This is a genomic window from Acinetobacter sp. YH12095, assembly GCF_013419245.1.
Lineage (GTDB): Bacteria > Pseudomonadota > Gammaproteobacteria > Pseudomonadales > Moraxellaceae > Acinetobacter > Acinetobacter towneri.
The window spans coordinates 61,757-78,946 of sequence record NZ_VPAL01000003.1; the positions used below are offsets into that span (position 1 = coordinate 61,757).

General features: G+C 41.3%; 17 protein-coding genes. 7 read left to right on the plus strand and 10 right to left on the minus strand.

Features of this window, described 5'->3' with window-relative positions; all coding sequences use genetic code 11:
• The first annotated feature begins 254 nt into the window (after positions 1-254).
• Entirely contained in the window at positions 255-1,427 is a 1,173-nt protein-coding gene (locus FTU35_RS03335) for an iron-containing alcohol dehydrogenase (RefSeq protein WP_004976867.1), read from the plus strand.
• Between the two features lie 247 nt (positions 1,428-1,674).
• Entirely contained in the window at positions 1,675-2,670 is a 996-nt protein-coding gene (locus FTU35_RS03340) for an alpha/beta hydrolase (RefSeq protein ID WP_179990127.1), read from the plus strand.
• A gap of 64 nt (positions 2,671-2,734) precedes the next feature.
• Here the strand turns inward: FTU35_RS03340 and FTU35_RS03345 are convergent, their stop codons facing one another.
• Entirely contained in the window at positions 2,735-3,916 is a 1,182-nt protein-coding gene (locus tag FTU35_RS03345; protein WP_179991318.1) for a transcriptional regulator, read from the minus strand.
• A 244-nt stretch (positions 3,917-4,160) separates the two neighbouring features.
• Between FTU35_RS03345 and FTU35_RS03350 the strand changes: the two genes are divergently transcribed.
• The gene (locus FTU35_RS03350; RefSeq protein WP_004976873.1) at positions 4,161-5,672 is read left to right on the plus strand and encodes an aldehyde dehydrogenase family protein; all 1,512 of its coding nucleotides are present in this window, start codon (positions 4,161-4,163) and stop codon (positions 5,670-5,672) included.
• A gap of 227 nt (positions 5,673-5,899) precedes the next feature.
• On the opposite strand, the gene FTU35_RS03355 is transcribed toward FTU35_RS03350, so the two are convergent.
• The 4 genes from FTU35_RS03355 to tkt all read right to left on the minus strand — a co-directional run bounded on the left by FTU35_RS03355 (position 5,900) and on the right by tkt (position 9,642).
• Positions 5,900-6,484 (minus strand): YceI family protein, encoded by a 585-nt coding sequence (locus tag FTU35_RS03355; protein ID WP_004976875.1) that lies wholly within the window; start codon positions 6,482-6,484, stop codon positions 5,900-5,902.
• A gap of 136 nt (positions 6,485-6,620) precedes the next feature.
• Entirely contained in the window at positions 6,621-7,106 is a 486-nt protein-coding gene (locus FTU35_RS03360; RefSeq protein WP_096901195.1) for a GNAT family N-acetyltransferase, read from the minus strand.
• 179 nt (positions 7,107-7,285) lie between these two features.
• Positions 7,286-7,501 carry a hypothetical protein gene (locus FTU35_RS03365; protein WP_004976879.1) on the minus strand — a complete coding sequence of 72 codons (216 nt, stop codon included), beginning with the start codon at positions 7,499-7,501 and terminating at the stop codon, positions 7,286-7,288.
• Positions 7,502-7,653: 152 nt separating this feature from the next.
• Positions 7,654-9,642, minus strand: coding sequence for a transketolase (gene tkt, locus FTU35_RS03370; RefSeq protein ID WP_004976881.1), 1,989 nt, complete (start codon positions 9,640-9,642; stop codon positions 7,654-7,656).
• A 749-nt stretch (positions 9,643-10,391) separates the two neighbouring features.
• On the opposite strand from tkt, the gene metK reads away from it, so the two are divergent.
• Positions 10,392-11,558, plus strand: a complete 1,167-nt coding sequence (gene metK, locus FTU35_RS03375; protein ID WP_004976883.1) for a methionine adenosyltransferase — start codon at positions 10,392-10,394, stop codon at positions 11,556-11,558.
• 158 nt (positions 11,559-11,716) lie between these two features.
• Entirely contained in the window at positions 11,717-12,028 is a 312-nt protein-coding gene (locus tag FTU35_RS03380) for a monooxygenase (protein ID WP_004976884.1), read from the plus strand.
• A gap of 152 nt (positions 12,029-12,180) precedes the next feature.
• On the opposite strand, the gene FTU35_RS03385 is transcribed toward FTU35_RS03380, so the two are convergent.
• Positions 12,181-12,411 carry a hypothetical protein gene (locus FTU35_RS03385; RefSeq protein WP_372238839.1) on the minus strand — a complete coding sequence of 77 codons (231 nt, stop codon included), beginning with the start codon at positions 12,409-12,411 and terminating at the stop codon, positions 12,181-12,183.
• A 315-nt stretch (positions 12,412-12,726) separates the two neighbouring features.
• Between FTU35_RS03385 and FTU35_RS03390 the strand changes: the two genes are divergently transcribed.
• Entirely contained in the window at positions 12,727-12,936 is a 210-nt protein-coding gene (locus FTU35_RS03390; RefSeq protein ID WP_154320816.1) for a hypothetical protein, read from the plus strand.
• A gap of 20 nt (positions 12,937-12,956) precedes the next feature.
• On the opposite strand, the gene FTU35_RS03395 is transcribed toward FTU35_RS03390, so the two are convergent.
• The 3 genes from FTU35_RS03395 to FTU35_RS03405 all read right to left on the minus strand — a co-directional run bounded on the left by FTU35_RS03395 (position 12,957) and on the right by FTU35_RS03405 (position 14,889).
• Complete coding sequence (locus tag FTU35_RS03395; protein WP_096901197.1) at positions 12,957-13,592, minus strand: LysE family transporter; 636 nt, start codon at positions 13,590-13,592, stop codon at positions 12,957-12,959.
• Between the two features lie 169 nt (positions 13,593-13,761).
• On the minus strand, positions 13,762-14,337 hold the full coding sequence (locus FTU35_RS03400) for an FxsA family protein (protein ID WP_004976892.1): 576 nt from the start codon (positions 14,335-14,337) through the stop codon (positions 13,762-13,764).
• Positions 14,338-14,505: 168 nt separating this feature from the next.
• Complete coding sequence (locus FTU35_RS03405) at positions 14,506-14,889, minus strand: YkvA family protein (RefSeq protein ID WP_096901198.1); 384 nt, start codon at positions 14,887-14,889, stop codon at positions 14,506-14,508.
• Between the two features lie 200 nt (positions 14,890-15,089).
• Here FTU35_RS03405 and ruvC point away from each other — a divergent pair, with 200 nt between their 5' ends.
• On the plus strand, positions 15,090-15,635 hold the full coding sequence (ruvC, locus tag FTU35_RS03410) for a crossover junction endodeoxyribonuclease RuvC (RefSeq protein WP_004976895.1): 546 nt from the start codon (positions 15,090-15,092) through the stop codon (positions 15,633-15,635).
• Between the two features lie 24 nt (positions 15,636-15,659).
• Here ruvC and FTU35_RS03415 read toward each other — a convergent pair whose 3' ends face one another.
• Entirely contained in the window at positions 15,660-17,180 is a 1,521-nt protein-coding gene (locus FTU35_RS03415) for an NAD(P)H-hydrate dehydratase (RefSeq protein ID WP_104851865.1), read from the minus strand.
• Between the last annotated feature and the right edge of the window lie 10 nt (positions 17,181-17,190).

Sequence of the window (17,190 nt, forward strand, 5' to 3'; positions counted from 1 at the left end):
AAAATTAGAGATACAAAAACACTATAAACAAGATTTAAGCCCTTGCCTATAGCCTGCGCACAACTTCAGAAAAAATAAAAACCCATTAAAAAACAAATAAATTTCAATTGATTAGTTTGCATTATTTACTCAGAAAATAGGGTTGGTGTTTGGTAGGTAGGATTTCACCACAAAGCATTGAATACTCAAATCACGGTTCAACACCGCGATAACAACACATTATTCCAATACCCAATGCAAGAAGGAATCTGAGCATGGCTTTTAAAAATATTGCAGATCAAACCAACGGTTTTTATATTCCTTGTGTGTCTCTCTTCGGCCCTGGTTGTGCCAAAGAAATTGGCGTAAGAGCGCAAAATTTAGGTGCTAAAAAAGCCCTGATTGTGACAGATGAAGGACTGTTTAAATTTGGCGTAGCCGATACCATTGCAGGCTATCTCACCGAAGCAGGCGTTGCTAGCCATATCTTTGCAGGTGCTGAGCCAAACCCAACCGACATTAACGTACATAAAGGTGTCGATGCCTACAATGCCAATCAATGCGACTTTATTGTGTCTTTAGGTGGCGGTTCTTCACACGACTGTGCCAAAGGCATTGGCTTAGTTACCGCAGGTGGTGGGCATATTCGTGATTATGAAGGCATTGATAAAAGTACCGTGCCAATGACTCCACTAATTGCCATTAACACCACAGCAGGTACAGCATCGGAAATGACCCGTTTCTGTATCATTACCAATACCGACACGCACGTTAAAATGGCAATTGTCGATTGGCGCTGCACACCACTCATCGCCATTGATGATCCAAAACTCATGATTGCCAAACCTGCAGGTTTAACCGCAGCAACAGGCATGGATGCCTTAACCCATGCTGTAGAAGCCTACGTTTCAACTGCAGCCAATCCTATTACCGATGCCTGCGCTGAAAAAGCTATTCGTATGATTAGCCAGTGGCTTAGCCCTGCCGTGGCAAATGGTGAAAATATTGAAGCACGTGATGCCATGAGCTATGCGCAATATTTGGCTGGTATGGCATTTAATAATGCCTCATTGGGTTATGTGCATGCCATGGCGCATCAACTCGGTGGTTTCTACAACTTGCCGCACGGCGTCTGTAATGCAATTTTACTGCCGCATGTTTGCGAATTTAACCTGATTGCCTGCCCTGAGCGTTATGCAGATATTGCAGAATTGATGGGAGTCAATACTGACGGATTAACCACCACAGAAGCCGCCTATGCCGCAATTGATGCAATTCGTGAATTATCTAGCTCAATTGGTATTCCAACAGGTTTAGCAGAGTTAGGCGTGAAAGAAGATGACTTGGCGATTATGGCTGAAAATGCACAAAAAGATGCCTGCATGCTCACCAACCCACGTAAAGCCAATCATGCACAAGTGGTCGAAATTTTTAAAGCCGCGATGTAATTTGAATCTCCTGCTGAGTGAATCAAGATTTGCTCAGCATCTCCCATCCTTTTTTTCAATTTTCCTCTTTTGCTGTTTTATTTTTATCCTTCCCTTTGGCAGAACCATCTCAGATGCGTTCTGCTTTTTTTGCTGTTCAGAACAAAATGAACTCGCAGCATAAAACTAAAGCGATTTAGATGCAGAGGGTTTGCATAATTCAATTTGACAAATGCGCACAGCTCATCAAGGATATAGTCAAAATAAAATGGATGACGAACACCTTATGCTGTTAAGTAAAAAACAAAAAACAACACCAAGCTATCAACCCGATATTTTGGGTGCCGATTACCAACAAATGACGCTGGATTTTCCATCTGATTATGAAGGCAAAGTGATTGCTACCTTGGTACGCAAAAAAGCTGAACAGGAAACCCGTAAAGCCGTACTTTATATTCATGGTTTTATTGACTATTTCTTTCAAACTGAAATGGCAGACCAGTTTAATCAGCATGGTTATGACTTTTATGCCCTAGATTTACGTAAATATGGGCGTTCGCATTTGTCACATCAAAATTGGTACAATGTGCGCAGCTTGTCTGAATATGATGCAGAAATTTCCGCTGCACTTGAGCAAATTGCCACAGAAGAACATGACTCAGTAATTTTGGCAGGACATTCAACAGGTGGATTAATCACCACGTTATATGTGGCACATCATCCCAATCATCCACTGATTCGTGGTTTATGGTGCAACAGCCCTTTTTATGATTTCAATATGAGCGAGATTGAGAAAAAATTCGGCATTCCTCGTTTAAGCCAATTGGGCAAATTGCTGCCAGAAATGAAATTTCCAAGCCGCCTTAATCCATTTTATGTACCAAGTCTACACAAACAATATCATGGTGAATGGTTATTTAATTTGGAATGGAAGAAACCGCGTTATCCAAAAGTGCGATTAAGTTTTGTTCGTGCAATTCATGAAGCGCAAAAAGAAATTCATGCCAGTGTGCATTTGGGTGTACCCACCTTAATTATGCATGCGAGTCAAAGTAGTTATCCACGCCAATGGAATGAGATTGCGCAACGCACTGACGTAATTTTAAATGTTGCAGATATGCAAAAATATGGGCATCACATGCATGGCGATATTCAGCTTTGCCAAATTGAAGATGGCGTGCATGATTTGGTGCTTTCTGCGCCAGAAGTCCGCGCGGAAGTGTATCAGTCCTTGTTTGACTGGTTAAACCGCAAAGGGCTGTAAAAACTAAAAAAAACAGTAAGACTAAAGGACAGTGAAATGAAAGCCTAAAGACTTGATTCGTCATTTAGGCTTTGTATTTTAATAAAATTTGATGTGCAGGATGATGCTTTGGCATCAGTTCAATTAAACGCTCTACCGCATCAATCGCTTCAGGGCTATGCGCCAAATGTTTCAGCAATACATCGGTATCTTGTGCATTAAAAATGGCATCACTCAGGCGTGATTCTAAACAATCTCGCCATGCGCATAAAAATGGACTTTCAGTTTTCGCCAAAAATACCCCTGCACACGTTTGCAAGGCAGACTGCACATAACCTGCATCTAAAGCCTGCTCAGCTTGTAAAAAATCGGCTTCAATATGCGCCAAAACTCGGTAAGGACGCGAGCCGAGCATCCCCCCTAAAATATCGCGTAATTGCGACATTTCAGCTTTTAGCGTTCCCATGCTGACTTTACGCTCACCATATAGTGCTTGGTGTAAAGTGTCTAAACTCATGCCTTGTGGGCAAAGTGCCAAAATCACCAATATTTCAATTTGACGCGGTGTCATCACCACCACTTTGCCATTAAATAACACCTGTGGCACACGAAACGCGCGAATATAAAGCTGCTGTTTTTGCTGTTCCAGCAACGCATTTTGAATTAAAGAAGCACAGCGCTCTGCTGCCAACAAACCCAAACTGTTATGATTTTTCCAAGTGGTCGATAAATCAATCACGCCCAACACTTGTTTGGAATGTGGGTCTAAAATTGGTGCAGCATAACAAACCCAGTCATGTAACGATGACATATAATGTTCACTGGAAAACACACAACTGGCTTGCTGAGTTTTGAGTGACAAAGCCAAAGCATTGGTACCCACCAACTCTTCACGCCACTGTCCACCCTCTACAAAATGTACTCGTTCCGCCACATTACGCATTTGAGCGCTCGCTGCCGTCCAAATAATCGTACTGCCCACATCGCCCACGGCTGCCACCATGTCGGACTGCTGCGCGATATGTTTTAAATCTTCTGCGCAATTTTGCACAGCTCTCTGTAAAGCCGAACCGCCTTGCGGATGCGATAAACTGGAATTTAACGGAGCAGCCTGCCGATCTACAGGAATTTCTGCAATTTCAGAGCGTTGCCAAGAATTTAAAATACTCTGCTGAATTTGCTGCGCATGCAGCGGCGATAAACTACTGCTTTGTCTAAACCGTTCAATATGCAATTGTTTTTCCAATAGATCTTGTTTTTTCATCATGACTGATTCTCACAATCCTGTGGGCATTACATCCATTGTAGTGCTTGTTTTTGTAAGGATTTGTTCGTTGCTTGTAAACCTGCAACTTTCCAACCTTTTTCCAACCTTATATTGGTATGCTAAACAAATAACGTACCAAAGTACCTTATACCATAGCCGTAAATTTAACCTGATTTTAGACACAGGATTGTTCTAAACGGTAAAGTGACGGCAGATTATAAAAAACCATCAAAGGAAGAGAATTATGCGTTACGTAGATCCCAATCAACCCGGTTCAAAAGTTCAATTTAAAGCACAATACGAAAACTTTATTGGTGGCGAGTGGGTCGCCCCTGTAAAAGGCGAATACTTTGAAAATATCTCTCCTGTAGATGGCAAAGTATTTACCAAAGTCCCACGCTCATCGGCAGAAGACATTGAACTGGCTTTAGATGCAGCCCATAAAGCCAAAGCACAATGGAACAGCTCATCTCCAACCACACGCTCCAACATTCTGCTTAAAATTGCAGATCGTTTAGAACAAAATCTAGAATTATTGGCAGTGGCAGAAACATGGGATAATGGTAAGCCTGTCCGTGAAACATTGGCTGCCGACATTCCATTGGCAATTGACCATTTCCGTTATTTCGCAGGCTGTATTCGTGCCCAAGAAGGCGGAATTTCTGAAATTGATGAAGATACCATCGCCTATCATTTCCATGAGCCATTGGGCGTTGTGGGGCAAATTATTCCATGGAACTTCCCAATTTTAATGGCAACATGGAAACTTGCACCTGCTTTGGCTGCGGGTAACTGTATTGTACTTAAACCTGCGGAGCAAACCCCTGCTAGTATTTTAGTTTTGGTCGAGCTGATTCAAGATTTATTGCCTGCAGGCGTACTAAACGTAGTCAATGGTTACGGCGTAGAAGTCGGTCGCCCATTGGCAACTAATCCACGTATTGCCAAAATTGCATTCACAGGTTCGACTCAAGTCGGTCAATTGATCATGCAATATGCCACTGAAAACATCATTCCAGTGACTTTGGAGCTTGGTGGTAAATCTCCAAATATTTTCTTTGAAGATATTATGGCGCAAGATGACGACTACCTAGATAAAGCGCTTGAGGGCTTTGCCATGTTCGCGCTGAATCAGGGTGAAATTTGTACTTGTCCATCACGTGCGCTCGTACAGGAAAGTATTGCTGACCGTTTCCTTGAAAAAGCCATTGAACGTGTTAAACGTATTAAAACAGGTCACCCGCTTGATACTGAAACTATGATTGGTGCGCAGGCATCGCAAGAACAACAAAACAAAATCTTGGGTTGTATTGCGACAGGTCGTGCCGAAGGTGCGCAAGTTTTAACAGGTGGCGGTGAACGTCATGAAGTTGGCAGTGGTTTCTATATTGAGCCGACAATTTTCAAAGGCACCAATGACATGAAAATTTTCCAAGAAGAAATTTTCGGCCCAGTGCTTTCTGTGACTACATTTAAAGACTTTGATGAAGCCATTAAAATTGCCAATGACACCATTTACGGTTTAGGTGCAGGTGTTTGGTCACGTTCTGCGCACACTTCTTACCGTGCAGGCCGTGCTATTCAGGCGGGTCGCGTTTGGACGAACTGTTACCACATCTACCCTGCGCATGCCGCTTTCGGTGGTTATAAAAAATCAGGTATTGGCCGTGAAAACCACAAGATGATGTTAGAACATTATCAACAAACCAAGAACTTGTTGGTGAGCTACTCAACTAAACCTGCTGGCTTCTTCTAAGTTGGTTAATTCAACCTTAACATGATGAATGAAAATGCGAACTTCGGTTCGCATTTTTTATGTTTTGGATATACGAATGGACAAAAAGTAAAATAAAAAAGCCATTCATCCAAACAGATTTTAAAGCCATAGACCTCAAGTTGCTGACATTAAAATCATGGATAAAAATCACAGACATAAAAAAGCACCATTTTTAAAATGATGCTTTTTGATCAAATCATTACTACTTATTTTTTAGCAGCTACAGATGCTTCAGTAGTGATGTTAACAGTAATTTTATCACCCACGTTTGGTACATAGCTTGCGATACCAAATGCAGAACGGTTGAATGATGTTGTTGCATTAAAACCAACAGTCGCTGCCTGAGTCATTGGGTGTGGACCTTGTTTGTTCAATACTGCGTCAAGTACCACTGGCTTAGTTACACCTTTAACTGTTAAATCACCTGTGATTTTAAAGTTTTTCTTGTCTTGAGTTTCAACTTTTGTACTTTTAAAAGTAATGGTTGGATATTTTGCTGCATCAAACCAATCTGCTGCCATTAAGTGCTCATCTAAAGCTTTTACGTTGGTGTTGATGCTACTTAATGGAATCGTCACATTCACAGATGAGTTAGCAGGTTTTTTCTCATCAATGTTGATAGTACCTTGAATGTCTGAGAAGTTACCTGATGGCGTAGAAAAACCGAAGTGATCCCAAGTAAATACAGTAGCAGTATGCGTTGGGTCAATTTGATAAGCCACTGGTTTAGCCATTGTCATTGTTGCTGCAGACGCGATAGCCAAACCTAAAGCAATTGATTTCATGTTCATATTGTTCATCTCTAAAAGTGTTGATACGTTTCAATGAGGTTTAGTTTATAGATTTTTGCTGCAAATACAGGATTAAAGATAAAACAGTATGTTGCATGACTGAAACGATAAATTTGTAAAAATATGCATGCGCGTTTTACATCGCTGTTGCAGGGCTGCGATATTGAATAAAACCTGTTCTTTTTGCGACACGATCATACAACTGCCGTGCCTGTAAATTATCTTCATGAGTCAGCCAATATACCCGATCACATTCACGCTGTTGCGCTGTTTGATTCACCTGCTGAATAAGCTGCTGAGCAATTCCCATCCCTCTGTACTCAGGCAAGGTATATAAATCTTGCAAATAGGCATAAGGTTTAAGCGTCCAACAACTGTCATGTTCAATTACATGCACAATTGCCACAACTTGAGTTTGATATACGGCAGCAAAACCATAAATATGCGTACTGTGTGGATTAATTAGTTTTGACCACGTATTTTGCGTAACCTCATCACTGAGTTGCACCTGATAAAATTGCTGATAACCCTGCCAAAGTGGTTGCCATTGCTCAAATTGGATTTCACTTAACGCGACAATGTCGATGTGCTTAAATTGATGATCTAATATAGTTGTCTGCATGCTTTGATATTGCCTGATTATTTTTGCATCGAATCATTTTATTGATTATGCATCATTCATATTATGCTTAGGCTATTTTATAAACTATTTTTCAGCAATAAAAAAAGCTTTACCCTACGCATAGAATAAAGCTATTTTTGACGATACACCATTTAATGCACTGTATTCATCGCAATAGATTAAAGCTTCTCAATCAAAATACGATCAACTTGCTTTAAGCCTGATTGCTTTTCATGGTTCTTACGGCGAATTTTGATTTGCTGATCTTCAGCCAAATCCTGTAACAACAACTCTACCGCCACCATAGCTTCAAGTGGTAAATCTTGTCCAATCCACTTTTGCTCACCCGCATCCATTAAAGTGACTTCATCATTAATTTGCTCGTACAAACTCATTTCTCATCTCACTCAATTACACAGAGGTTTATTCACAAACCTGACTTACACTGAAAAAATTTGTTGGATCATCACATCGAATACCAAACAAATATGCAAAAATAAAAGACGTCCCTTTGCAGGAACGCCTTTAAAAACACTGGATTAAAAAATTAAGCTGTTAATTCTTTTACTGCAGCAACAACCGCTTCAGTGGTAATGCCAAAGTACTGATACAAGTCTTTTGCAGGTGCAGATTCACCATAAGTTGTCATACCAATAACTTTACCGTCTAAGCCGACAAACTTCCACCAGTAGTCTACATGCGCTGCTTCAACCGCAACACGTGCACGAATATGTGATGGCAATACCGCTTCACGATATGCTGCATCTTGCTTCACAAATTCTTCTGCACACGGCATAGACACAACACGTACACCTTCAAGCTGCGCGTATGCTTCCATTGCCAAGCCCACTTCTGAACCTGTTGCAATAATAATGGCTTTCAATTCACCTTTTTCTTCAGCCAAGACATAACCACCTTTTGCCACGTTCTCAATTTGCGCTTGAGTACGAGTTTGGAATGGCAAGTTTTGACGTGAGAAAATTAAAGCAGTTGGACCTTCGCTGCGTACTAATGCAGATTTCCAAGAAATAGCCGCTTCAACGGTATCTGCAGGACGCCATGTATTTAAGTTTGGCGTACCACGTAAAGATGCAATTTGTTCAATCGGTTGGTGTGTTGGACCATCTTCACCCAAACCAATCGAGTCGTGGGTATACACATGAATCACACGTTGCTTCATTAATGCAGACATACGCACGGCATTACGCGCATATTCCATAAACATTAAGAATGTTGCAACGTAAGGAATGAAACCACCGTGAAGTGCTACACCATTTGCAATAGCAGTCATACCAAACTCACGTACGCCATAATGCACGTAGTTCCCTGCTGCATTGTCCTGAACGCCTTGGCAACCCTTCCAAAGGGTTAAGTTTGAACCTGCCAAGTCTGCAGAACCACCCAATAATTCAGGCAATAATGGGCCAAATGCTTGCAAAGTATTTTGGCTGGCTTTACGCGTTGCAATAGTTTCAGCTTTAGCATTGGTTTCAGCAATAAACGCATCTGCCTGCGCGATGAATTCTGCAGGTAGTTCACCGCTTAAACGGCGTTTAAGTTCTGCAGCTTCCGTTGGATATTTTGCTGCATAGGCATCAAAAGTTGTATTCCATGCTGCTTCTGCTTCTGCACCTTTCGCTTTAGCATCCCAAGCGGCATATACATCTTCAGGAATAACAAATGCTTCATCTGTCCAGCCTAATGCTTGACGCGTCAAAGCGATTTCATCATGGCCTAATGGCGCACCGTGACAGTCTTCTTTACCTTGTTTGTTTGGCGAACCTAAACCAATAACAGTTTTACAAATAATAATAGTCGGTTTTTGCGTTTCAGCTTTTGCTTCAACCGTTGCAGCACGAATTGCATCGGCATCGTGACCATCAACTTTTAAGACTTGCCAGCCGTAAGATAAGAAACGTTGTTCGGTATCGTCAGAGAACCAGCCTTCTACTTCACCATCAATAGAAATGCCGTTGTCATCATAATAAACAACCAGCTTGCCTAAACCTAAAGTACCTGCCAATGAACATGCTTCGTGTGAAACACCTTCCATTAAGCAACCATCACCCAAGAAACAGTAAGTGAAATGGTCTACAACCTGAATATCTTCTTTATTAAATTGTGCAGCCAGTGTTTTTTCTGCTAAAGCAAAACCAACAGCATTTGCAATCCCCTGACCGAGTGGACCAGTGGTGGTTTCAATCCCTGGTGCATAACCCAATTCTGGGTGGCCAGGTGTTTTAGAGTGTAACTGACGGAACGCTTTTAAATCTTCGATTGAAAGATCATAACCTGTTAAATGCAACAACGCATATTGCAACATTGAACCATGACCATTAGACAATACAAAACGGTCGCGGTTTGCCCATTGTGGATTGGTTGGGTTGTGATTCAAAAATTCACGCCACACCACATCGGCAATATCTGCCATCCCCATCGGTGCACCTGGATGTCCTGAATTTGCTTTTTGCACAGCATCCATTGCCAATACACGAATTGCGTTTGCAATACGACGTTCGTTAAGCGGGGTCGTCATAGGTCAGAGTCCACAAAAAATCGTTAAATAGAAGAAGATGAATAGAATTCAAAACAGCCGCTATTCTCTCAAAAAAACGCCTGAGGGGTAAAGCCTATGCAACAATATTTCCGCATTAATTCCCATTCAGGGTATTTTTCGTGCAAATTCAAAGACGTTTTCACGTTTATAACAACAAGAAAATAGCTAATTGCCGTGTTAAGCTCTATTCTTGGCAAAATTCTAAAGTATAGATATTTCAACTTATAGACGCAGGATGGAATTGTGATGTCGCTCTTGCAGCAACTCCAATCAAATGCCTAGCAACAAGTTAAAACACAACAGTATTCTGTAGAAATAATAGACAGATTTTAACACATCTTGAATTTTATTCACTTTTCACACAATAAATTGAATCACAGCCATCGTCCAAAATTTTAAAACAGCTTTTGAAAATGCAGCTTGATGCAGATAAAGTCAATTCAAAGTCTTTAAATTACCCATCTACAATATTGTTTTTAAAAATGATTCACCACTTAAAAACAAGGTGCTCCTTAGTTTAAAATTATGACAGCATACTTTAGCCAACATGAATATTTTTGAGTCACAATATAGTCATACCGATACTTTATCTATTTTTTAGCTAAAGATATGCGATAAAAAGTCATTGAATTGAAATAAATTCAGCCAATTTAGTCGTAATGCGCTAGTCCTAAAGTCTAACTCGATGTAACATATTGCGTCTTTTGAATTTAACTGTGATAGGACTTATGCGCGAGTACGCTGTATTTACCTCGGAATCTGTAAGCGAAGGCCATCCAGATAAAATGGCTGACCAAATCAGTGATGCCATTTTGGATGCAATCTTAAAAGAAGACCCTTATGCGCGGGTTGCTTGTGAAACGCTTGTAAAAACGGGTGCGGTTGTACTGGCAGGTGAAATCACAACAACTGCAAATGTCGATTTTGAAGCCGTTGTTCGTCAAACCGTAAATGGCATTGGTTACCATCATTCTGACTTAGGTTTTGATGGTTCAACCTGTGCGGTCATTAACATGATTGGTAAACAATCACCTGAAATTGCACAAGGTGTAGACCGTCAAAAGCCTGAAGATCAAGGCGCAGGTGACCAAGGTTTGATGTTTGGTTACGCCAGCCGTGAAACTGATGTATTAATGCCTGCCCCAATTTCTTACGCACACCGCTTAATGGAAAAGCAAGCTGAATTACGTCGCAGTGGTGCTTTGCCGTGGTTACGCCCAGATGCAAAAAGTCAGGTGACTTTTGCTTATGAAAATGGTGTGCCTGTACGTTTGGACGCGGTGGTGTTATCTACTCAGCACGATCCTGAAATTTCGCAAATTCAGCTTAAAGAAGCGGTAATTGAAGAAATTGTGAAAAAAGTGATTCCTGCAGAAATGTTCCATGCAGACACCAAATTCCACATCAACCCAACAGGTATGTTTGTGATTGGCGGCCCTGTCGGTGACTGCGGTTTAACTGGTCGTAAAATCATTGTCGATACTTACGGCGGCATGGCACGTCATGGTGGCGGTGCATTCTCTGGTAAAGACCCATCTAAAGTTGACCGTTCTGCTGCTTACGCAGGTCGTTATGTTGCAAAGAATATTGTGGCAGCTGGCTTGGCAGACAAATGTGAAATTCAGGTGTCTTATGCTATTGGTGTTGCAGAGCCAACGTCAATTTCAATCAACACCTTCAACACTGCAAAAGTGGCAGATGAGTTGATTATTGCTTTAGTACGTGAACACTTCGATTTACGTCCATACGGCATTACCAACATGTTGAACCTGTTACAACCAATGTATAAACAGACTGCAGCTTATGGCCACTTTGGTCGTCAAGGTTCTGACACTGCATTTACATGGGAAAAAACCGACAAAGTTGAAGCATTAAAAGCCTCTGCAGGTCTGTAATGTAAAACTTTTCAGTTTTATCAAGCTCACTTCGGTGGGCTTTTTTATGCCTAAAATTTAGCTGTCAAACCACAATATACAAAATACGAATATGTTATAGTGAATCATTCCTGAGATTTTTTAAATACTCATCTAAGATAATGATGTAGGAGTTTATTATGGCGGTTATTCTTCAAGTCGATTTCCCTTCTGAAGGCCCATTTGGCGAAAGCATGAGCCAAGCGTACCGTGAACTTGCAGAAAGCATTAACCTAGAAACTGGCATGCTTTGGAAAATTTGGACTGAGAACAGTCAAACACAGGAAGCCGGTGGAATCTATCTGTTTGATCATGCGGCCAATGCTGAACGCTATTTAAAAATGCACACTGCACGTTTAGAAAGTTTTGGCGTGAAGAATATTCGTGGCAAGATTTTTGAGGTGAATGCTGCACTGTCTGCAATCAACCAAGCTGACTTCTTAAGTCGCTAATCTTTTTAAATTGCTCATCCATATTGAAGAATAAAATGGTGAGTCTCTTCAATATTGAAAAAACAGTTGAATAAAATCCTGAGCCATTTAATGATTCAGGATTTTTTGAAATCTTGTATAGACGAAATAAGCGTTAAGCTTGGATGCAGCACTTATTGCGTACGAATCACCTCAAGCACCGATTGTTGCACGGGCACTTCTTGATGATCTTGCAAATAAACATGCACGACTTTAAACACAACGGCTGCTGCCAAGCATGCCAAAATACAGAATAACCAGAAACCATAAGGACTACGAATATTGTGTGAACCACAAGTACCACATTCTTTTTCTGATGATTCCACCACCCGATTGCAACATGCGCAACGATATTGATGATACAGCATAGGTATTCTCCTACTTCACTGTAATTCTTGTTTTTATTGTTACACCATCTACCCTGATGCAGTGTAATTTTGTTTAAGCAACTGTGACACTTTGTAGCCTGCATCCTTTGGATGATTTAACTGACACAATCGCTTGTGAATTAGAATGTCAAAGTTCTGCTATTCGCGCAAATCGTATTTTTGAATAAACAGTCACTTTATCCATCTAAAATAGGTATGCCATGCTAAAATTCTGCATGCTCGATTACTTGAAGTTTAGACTCAAGCTTGGCTTTCAGCACATATTTTTTTATTACACGGAGTAAAGTTAAAGTGGTGCAACTCATTAAAAAAGGTGGCTTGCGAGAACGTGCCAACCGTAGTCGTAAATACCAAGGTTCGGAAAATACCGAAGCAACTTTGCAATCAAACCGTACTTATCAGCCCAATCATTTAGATAAAACTGAAAACACGACTGCAACCGAAATACTGAATGAAAAATCGTCAAACTTGGCTTTGGACAACATCAAATCATCTAACTAATTGGCATCAAAACCTATGTTTTAAAACATACGCAGTGCATCTAACCACAACCACACAGCAAATAATAAAAATAATCCGCCCGAGACCATATCAATATAACTGCCTGAACGCTGATATAACTTTTTCATTTTTGGTGTAGAAAGTAGCAACATAAATAGTGTAAATGTCACAAAAGTTTGGATTGGAATAATCACTGCCAATTGGGCTTTCAAAGATGCACTTGCCGATGAACTCAACGCCAAAGCAAATACACTACTAAAATAAATTAAGGTTTTCGGATTAGATAAATTGGTGAATAGACCCAATAAAAAGTAGTTTTTTGCGGCTGGAATTTGCACTTGAGTATCATCAAACTGTTTGCGCTGCTGCCAACTATGCCAACCGCCCGACAACATGCCCCATCCCATTTTGGCAAGAAATAAACCGCCAATCAGCATTAAGACTTGCTGAATCCAGGGAAATTGCTGCACCAAAACCGTAAAACCTAATAAGGTCAGCACCACCCACACCACAATCCCTGATGAAATACCCGCAATAATCTGCAAGGTATTACGGCGGGTATTGCTGGCTGCACTTTTGGCAATTAATAAAACATCTGGTCCTGGACTAAGCTGTGCCACAAAATGCAGCGCACAAATGGTGAATAACAAAGACATAAATACATCAGGAGAATTGAAAATCCGATTATACCTTGTGCGGTAGGAGAATAAATAAGGCTTTAAATGCACACCTCAATGTTTAAACACTCACGTGCATATTCACCAAAAAATACCCATAAAAAAACCGAATCAGCACGATTCGGTTTGATCTCAAGCATCACCCATATTATTTAGGTGGATTGACATCTTTCATTTCAATTTTTTTCGCATCGGGGGTAATTTCACGTGCTTCACCATCAATAATACTGGAATCACGACCACCGCCCTGCTGATTTTGCATGTCTTGCATTTGGCGCATTAAATCTGCAAACGGGTTTTGACCTGCTCCGCCCATGCCATTCATATCGCCCATCATGCCACCCATCATTTGATCCATCATGGCTTGCTGACGTTTCATCATGGCTTTCATCATTGCCGCTTTAAAGGCATTTTGTACGGCAGGAATCATCACCAGCAATGCCAAAACATCGCTGATTAATCCTGGAATCATCAATAAAAAACCCGCAAAAATTTTAGGTAAATTATTACTCAGCGCAGGATCGGCACTCATCTGCCCCATTTGCATTTGCTGCATTTGTGGCATCACGCCTGCAGAATATTTACGAATCAGGTTCAAACCAATGAAGAAAGCAGCGACAAACCAAAAGAACACGTACCACATGCTCCCCACTAGGTCGCCCACACCAATCCAGACGAAGACTTCAAGAACTAAGCCAATTAGAACAATAAGAAATAATTTCATGAAAATTAATCTAATCTCAACAAAATAAATAAAATGCAGTAACCAAGTGCTTCATCGGGATCAAGCTTTTTTGATTCGCTGTTGTTTCAATATGGGCATTATTGTATTTTTAAAGGTTAAGTCTGTCATTAATATTTTCATCATCACCCAATAACAGACTTAATACGTCTATATATTTAAACGATAAAGATAAAAATATGCGGCATAAGCCAATAATAACCACAACGCAATAAAAACTGATGCTGCAATATAACTGCTCGGTTTTTGACTGATCGCATCGGCTTGTAAACGACAGCGCTGCATTACCTCTGCAGGTACTAAACGCAATACCAACATGATGCCCAATGGCACTAAAATCAAATCATCCAAATAACCCAAAACAGGTATAAAGTCTGGAATTAAATCAATGGGAGAAATAGCATAAGCAGCGACCAACAATGCCAAAAGCTTTGCCATAAACGGTGTTTCAGGATCACGTGCTGCAAACCACACCGCATAAACATCTCGTTTAATTTGCTTCGCCCACTGTTTTAGCCTATTAATCCACTTCATTGCCGCTCTCATTTGCTACCGTATATAAAATATACGCCTCAAAACTTAAAATAAAATGAAGTCCAAAATTGAAAATATGGCAAAGGATACATGCTAATTGTTTAAACGGCAGCTTACTGACCGAATGTTTTGAAATTACTCCACACAAAAGAGATTTAAACTCCTATAATTCAACTTGATGTAATTTTTTAAGGCTTGGCATGTCACTTATTATTGGAATCGACCCTGGTTCTCGTCTAACGGGCTACGGCATTATTGAACGTGATGGCGCTAAATTACGTTTTGTAGATGCAGGAACCATTCGCACCGAAACCAGTGAAATGCCCGAACGCTTAAAACGGATTTTTGCAGGGATTGAACGGATTGTGAAATTTCACGGCCCGACTGAAGCAGCAGTTGAACAAGTGTTTATGGCGCAAAACCCAGACTCTGCCTTAAAATTGGGACAGGCTCGCGGGGCAGCGATTGCCGCTTTGGTAAATTTAGATTTACAAGTGGCGGAATATACCGCTCGTCAAATTAAACAATCTGTCGTGGGTTATGGCGCTGCCGATAAAGAACAAGTACAAATGATGGTCATGAAATTATTAAATCTATCCATCAAACCACAACAAGATGCTGCCGATGCTTTGGCTGCTGCAATTTGCCATGCTCATGCATCGGGCAGTATGACCAAATTGGCTGTGCTCAATGCCTTGGGTGGTATGGCACGCGGACGTAGTCGTTCAAGCTCCAGACGTCGCTAAATCAGCATCGCCATCGCTTATATTTTACCGATTCACAACCTGATAAATCGCTTGGCTCATGTGCTGTGCCTGTAAACCGCGCATGCCCTGCTGTGCCAATACATCCCCCGCCAAGGCATGTAACATGACAATTTCATGCAATTGAATTTTATGATGAAACTGGGCTTTTAAACTGGCAATCATGCCTGCCAACACATCGCCCATACCACCTGTACCCATACCAGGATTGCCTGCGGTACAAATCCACAATGAACTTGCTTGCGGTTCTGTAGATGCAGCTTGCAAAGTCAAACTACCTGAACCTTTTAACACCCAATCGCCTGCATAGCGTTGCTGCAATTGCTGAATCGCGGCAATACGGTCTGCTTCAATGGCTGCAACCGTAGTATTGAGCAAGGTCGCAGCCTCACCTGAATGTGGTGTGGCATAACTGTTCGGTTTTAGTTGGGCTGGATGATGCGATGAATGCGCTTGCTTCGCCAAAAACCATAAGGCATCGGCATCGTAAACCACTTCTACCTCGGACTGATTTAGTGCAGCAAACCAGTCTGCATAATGCTGTTCTGCCCAAGCATCACGTCCTAAACCCATCCCTAAACTTACGGCATCGACCTGTGAAATTAAGTGCTGAATTTCTGCGCCTGTCAGTGCGTCTATATCCCGCAACATTAAATTCGGCGCACGGCTTAATATCGCCACATGATGTTTGGCATGACAGACCACAGTCACTTTCCCTGCACCTGCGCTTGATGCGGCTTCTGCAGCCATCATCACCGCACCACCCATTTGCGCATGTCCGCCCACAATCAACACATGCCCATAACTGCCTTTGTGTCCAAAAGCCTGCCGTGCGGGTAATTGAATCAAATGTGGTGTGAGTTGGGCCAACGCTTTGAGTTCTGCATCGGCTGGAATCAAATCCAGCACATCGACCAGTCCAGTATATTCCTGTGCCTGCCCTGTAAATAACCCTGCTTTCAAACCCAAAGCTGTAAAGGTGTAATCGGCTTTAATTGCACATGGCAATGGCTGCCCCGTGTTGGCATTTAAACCGCTTGGAATATCAACCGCAATTTTTAAACCCGCTTGTTGATTCATTGCGTGAATAAGCGACTGCCACTCATCATTTAAAGGACGATCTAAACCAATACCAAATAATGCATCAATATAGCAGTCATAACTTTGTTGAAATGCAAAACCTTGAATTATATTGACTTGTTCTGTCTGAGCTTCTAAAAAAGCCTGATGTAAATCTGCCGATGAACCGCGTGTTGCGGCATAAATATCGACTTGAAAACCTGCTTGTTTTAAATATTTTGCAGTTAAATAGCCATCGCCTGCGTTATTGCCTTGTCCACAACACACAGCAATTTTTTGTATTGTAGATGGCTGTTTTGCAAAAATTTTGCGAATTTGTAAATGCAGTGTCCACGCCACTTGCTGCATTAAACCGTAAGAACTATTTTGACGGGCAAACCAGCGCTGCTCCCACGCTTGAATACTTTGACTATGATAAACAGGGCTATGGTACACTTGCTGCGGCATTTTCTTCCCT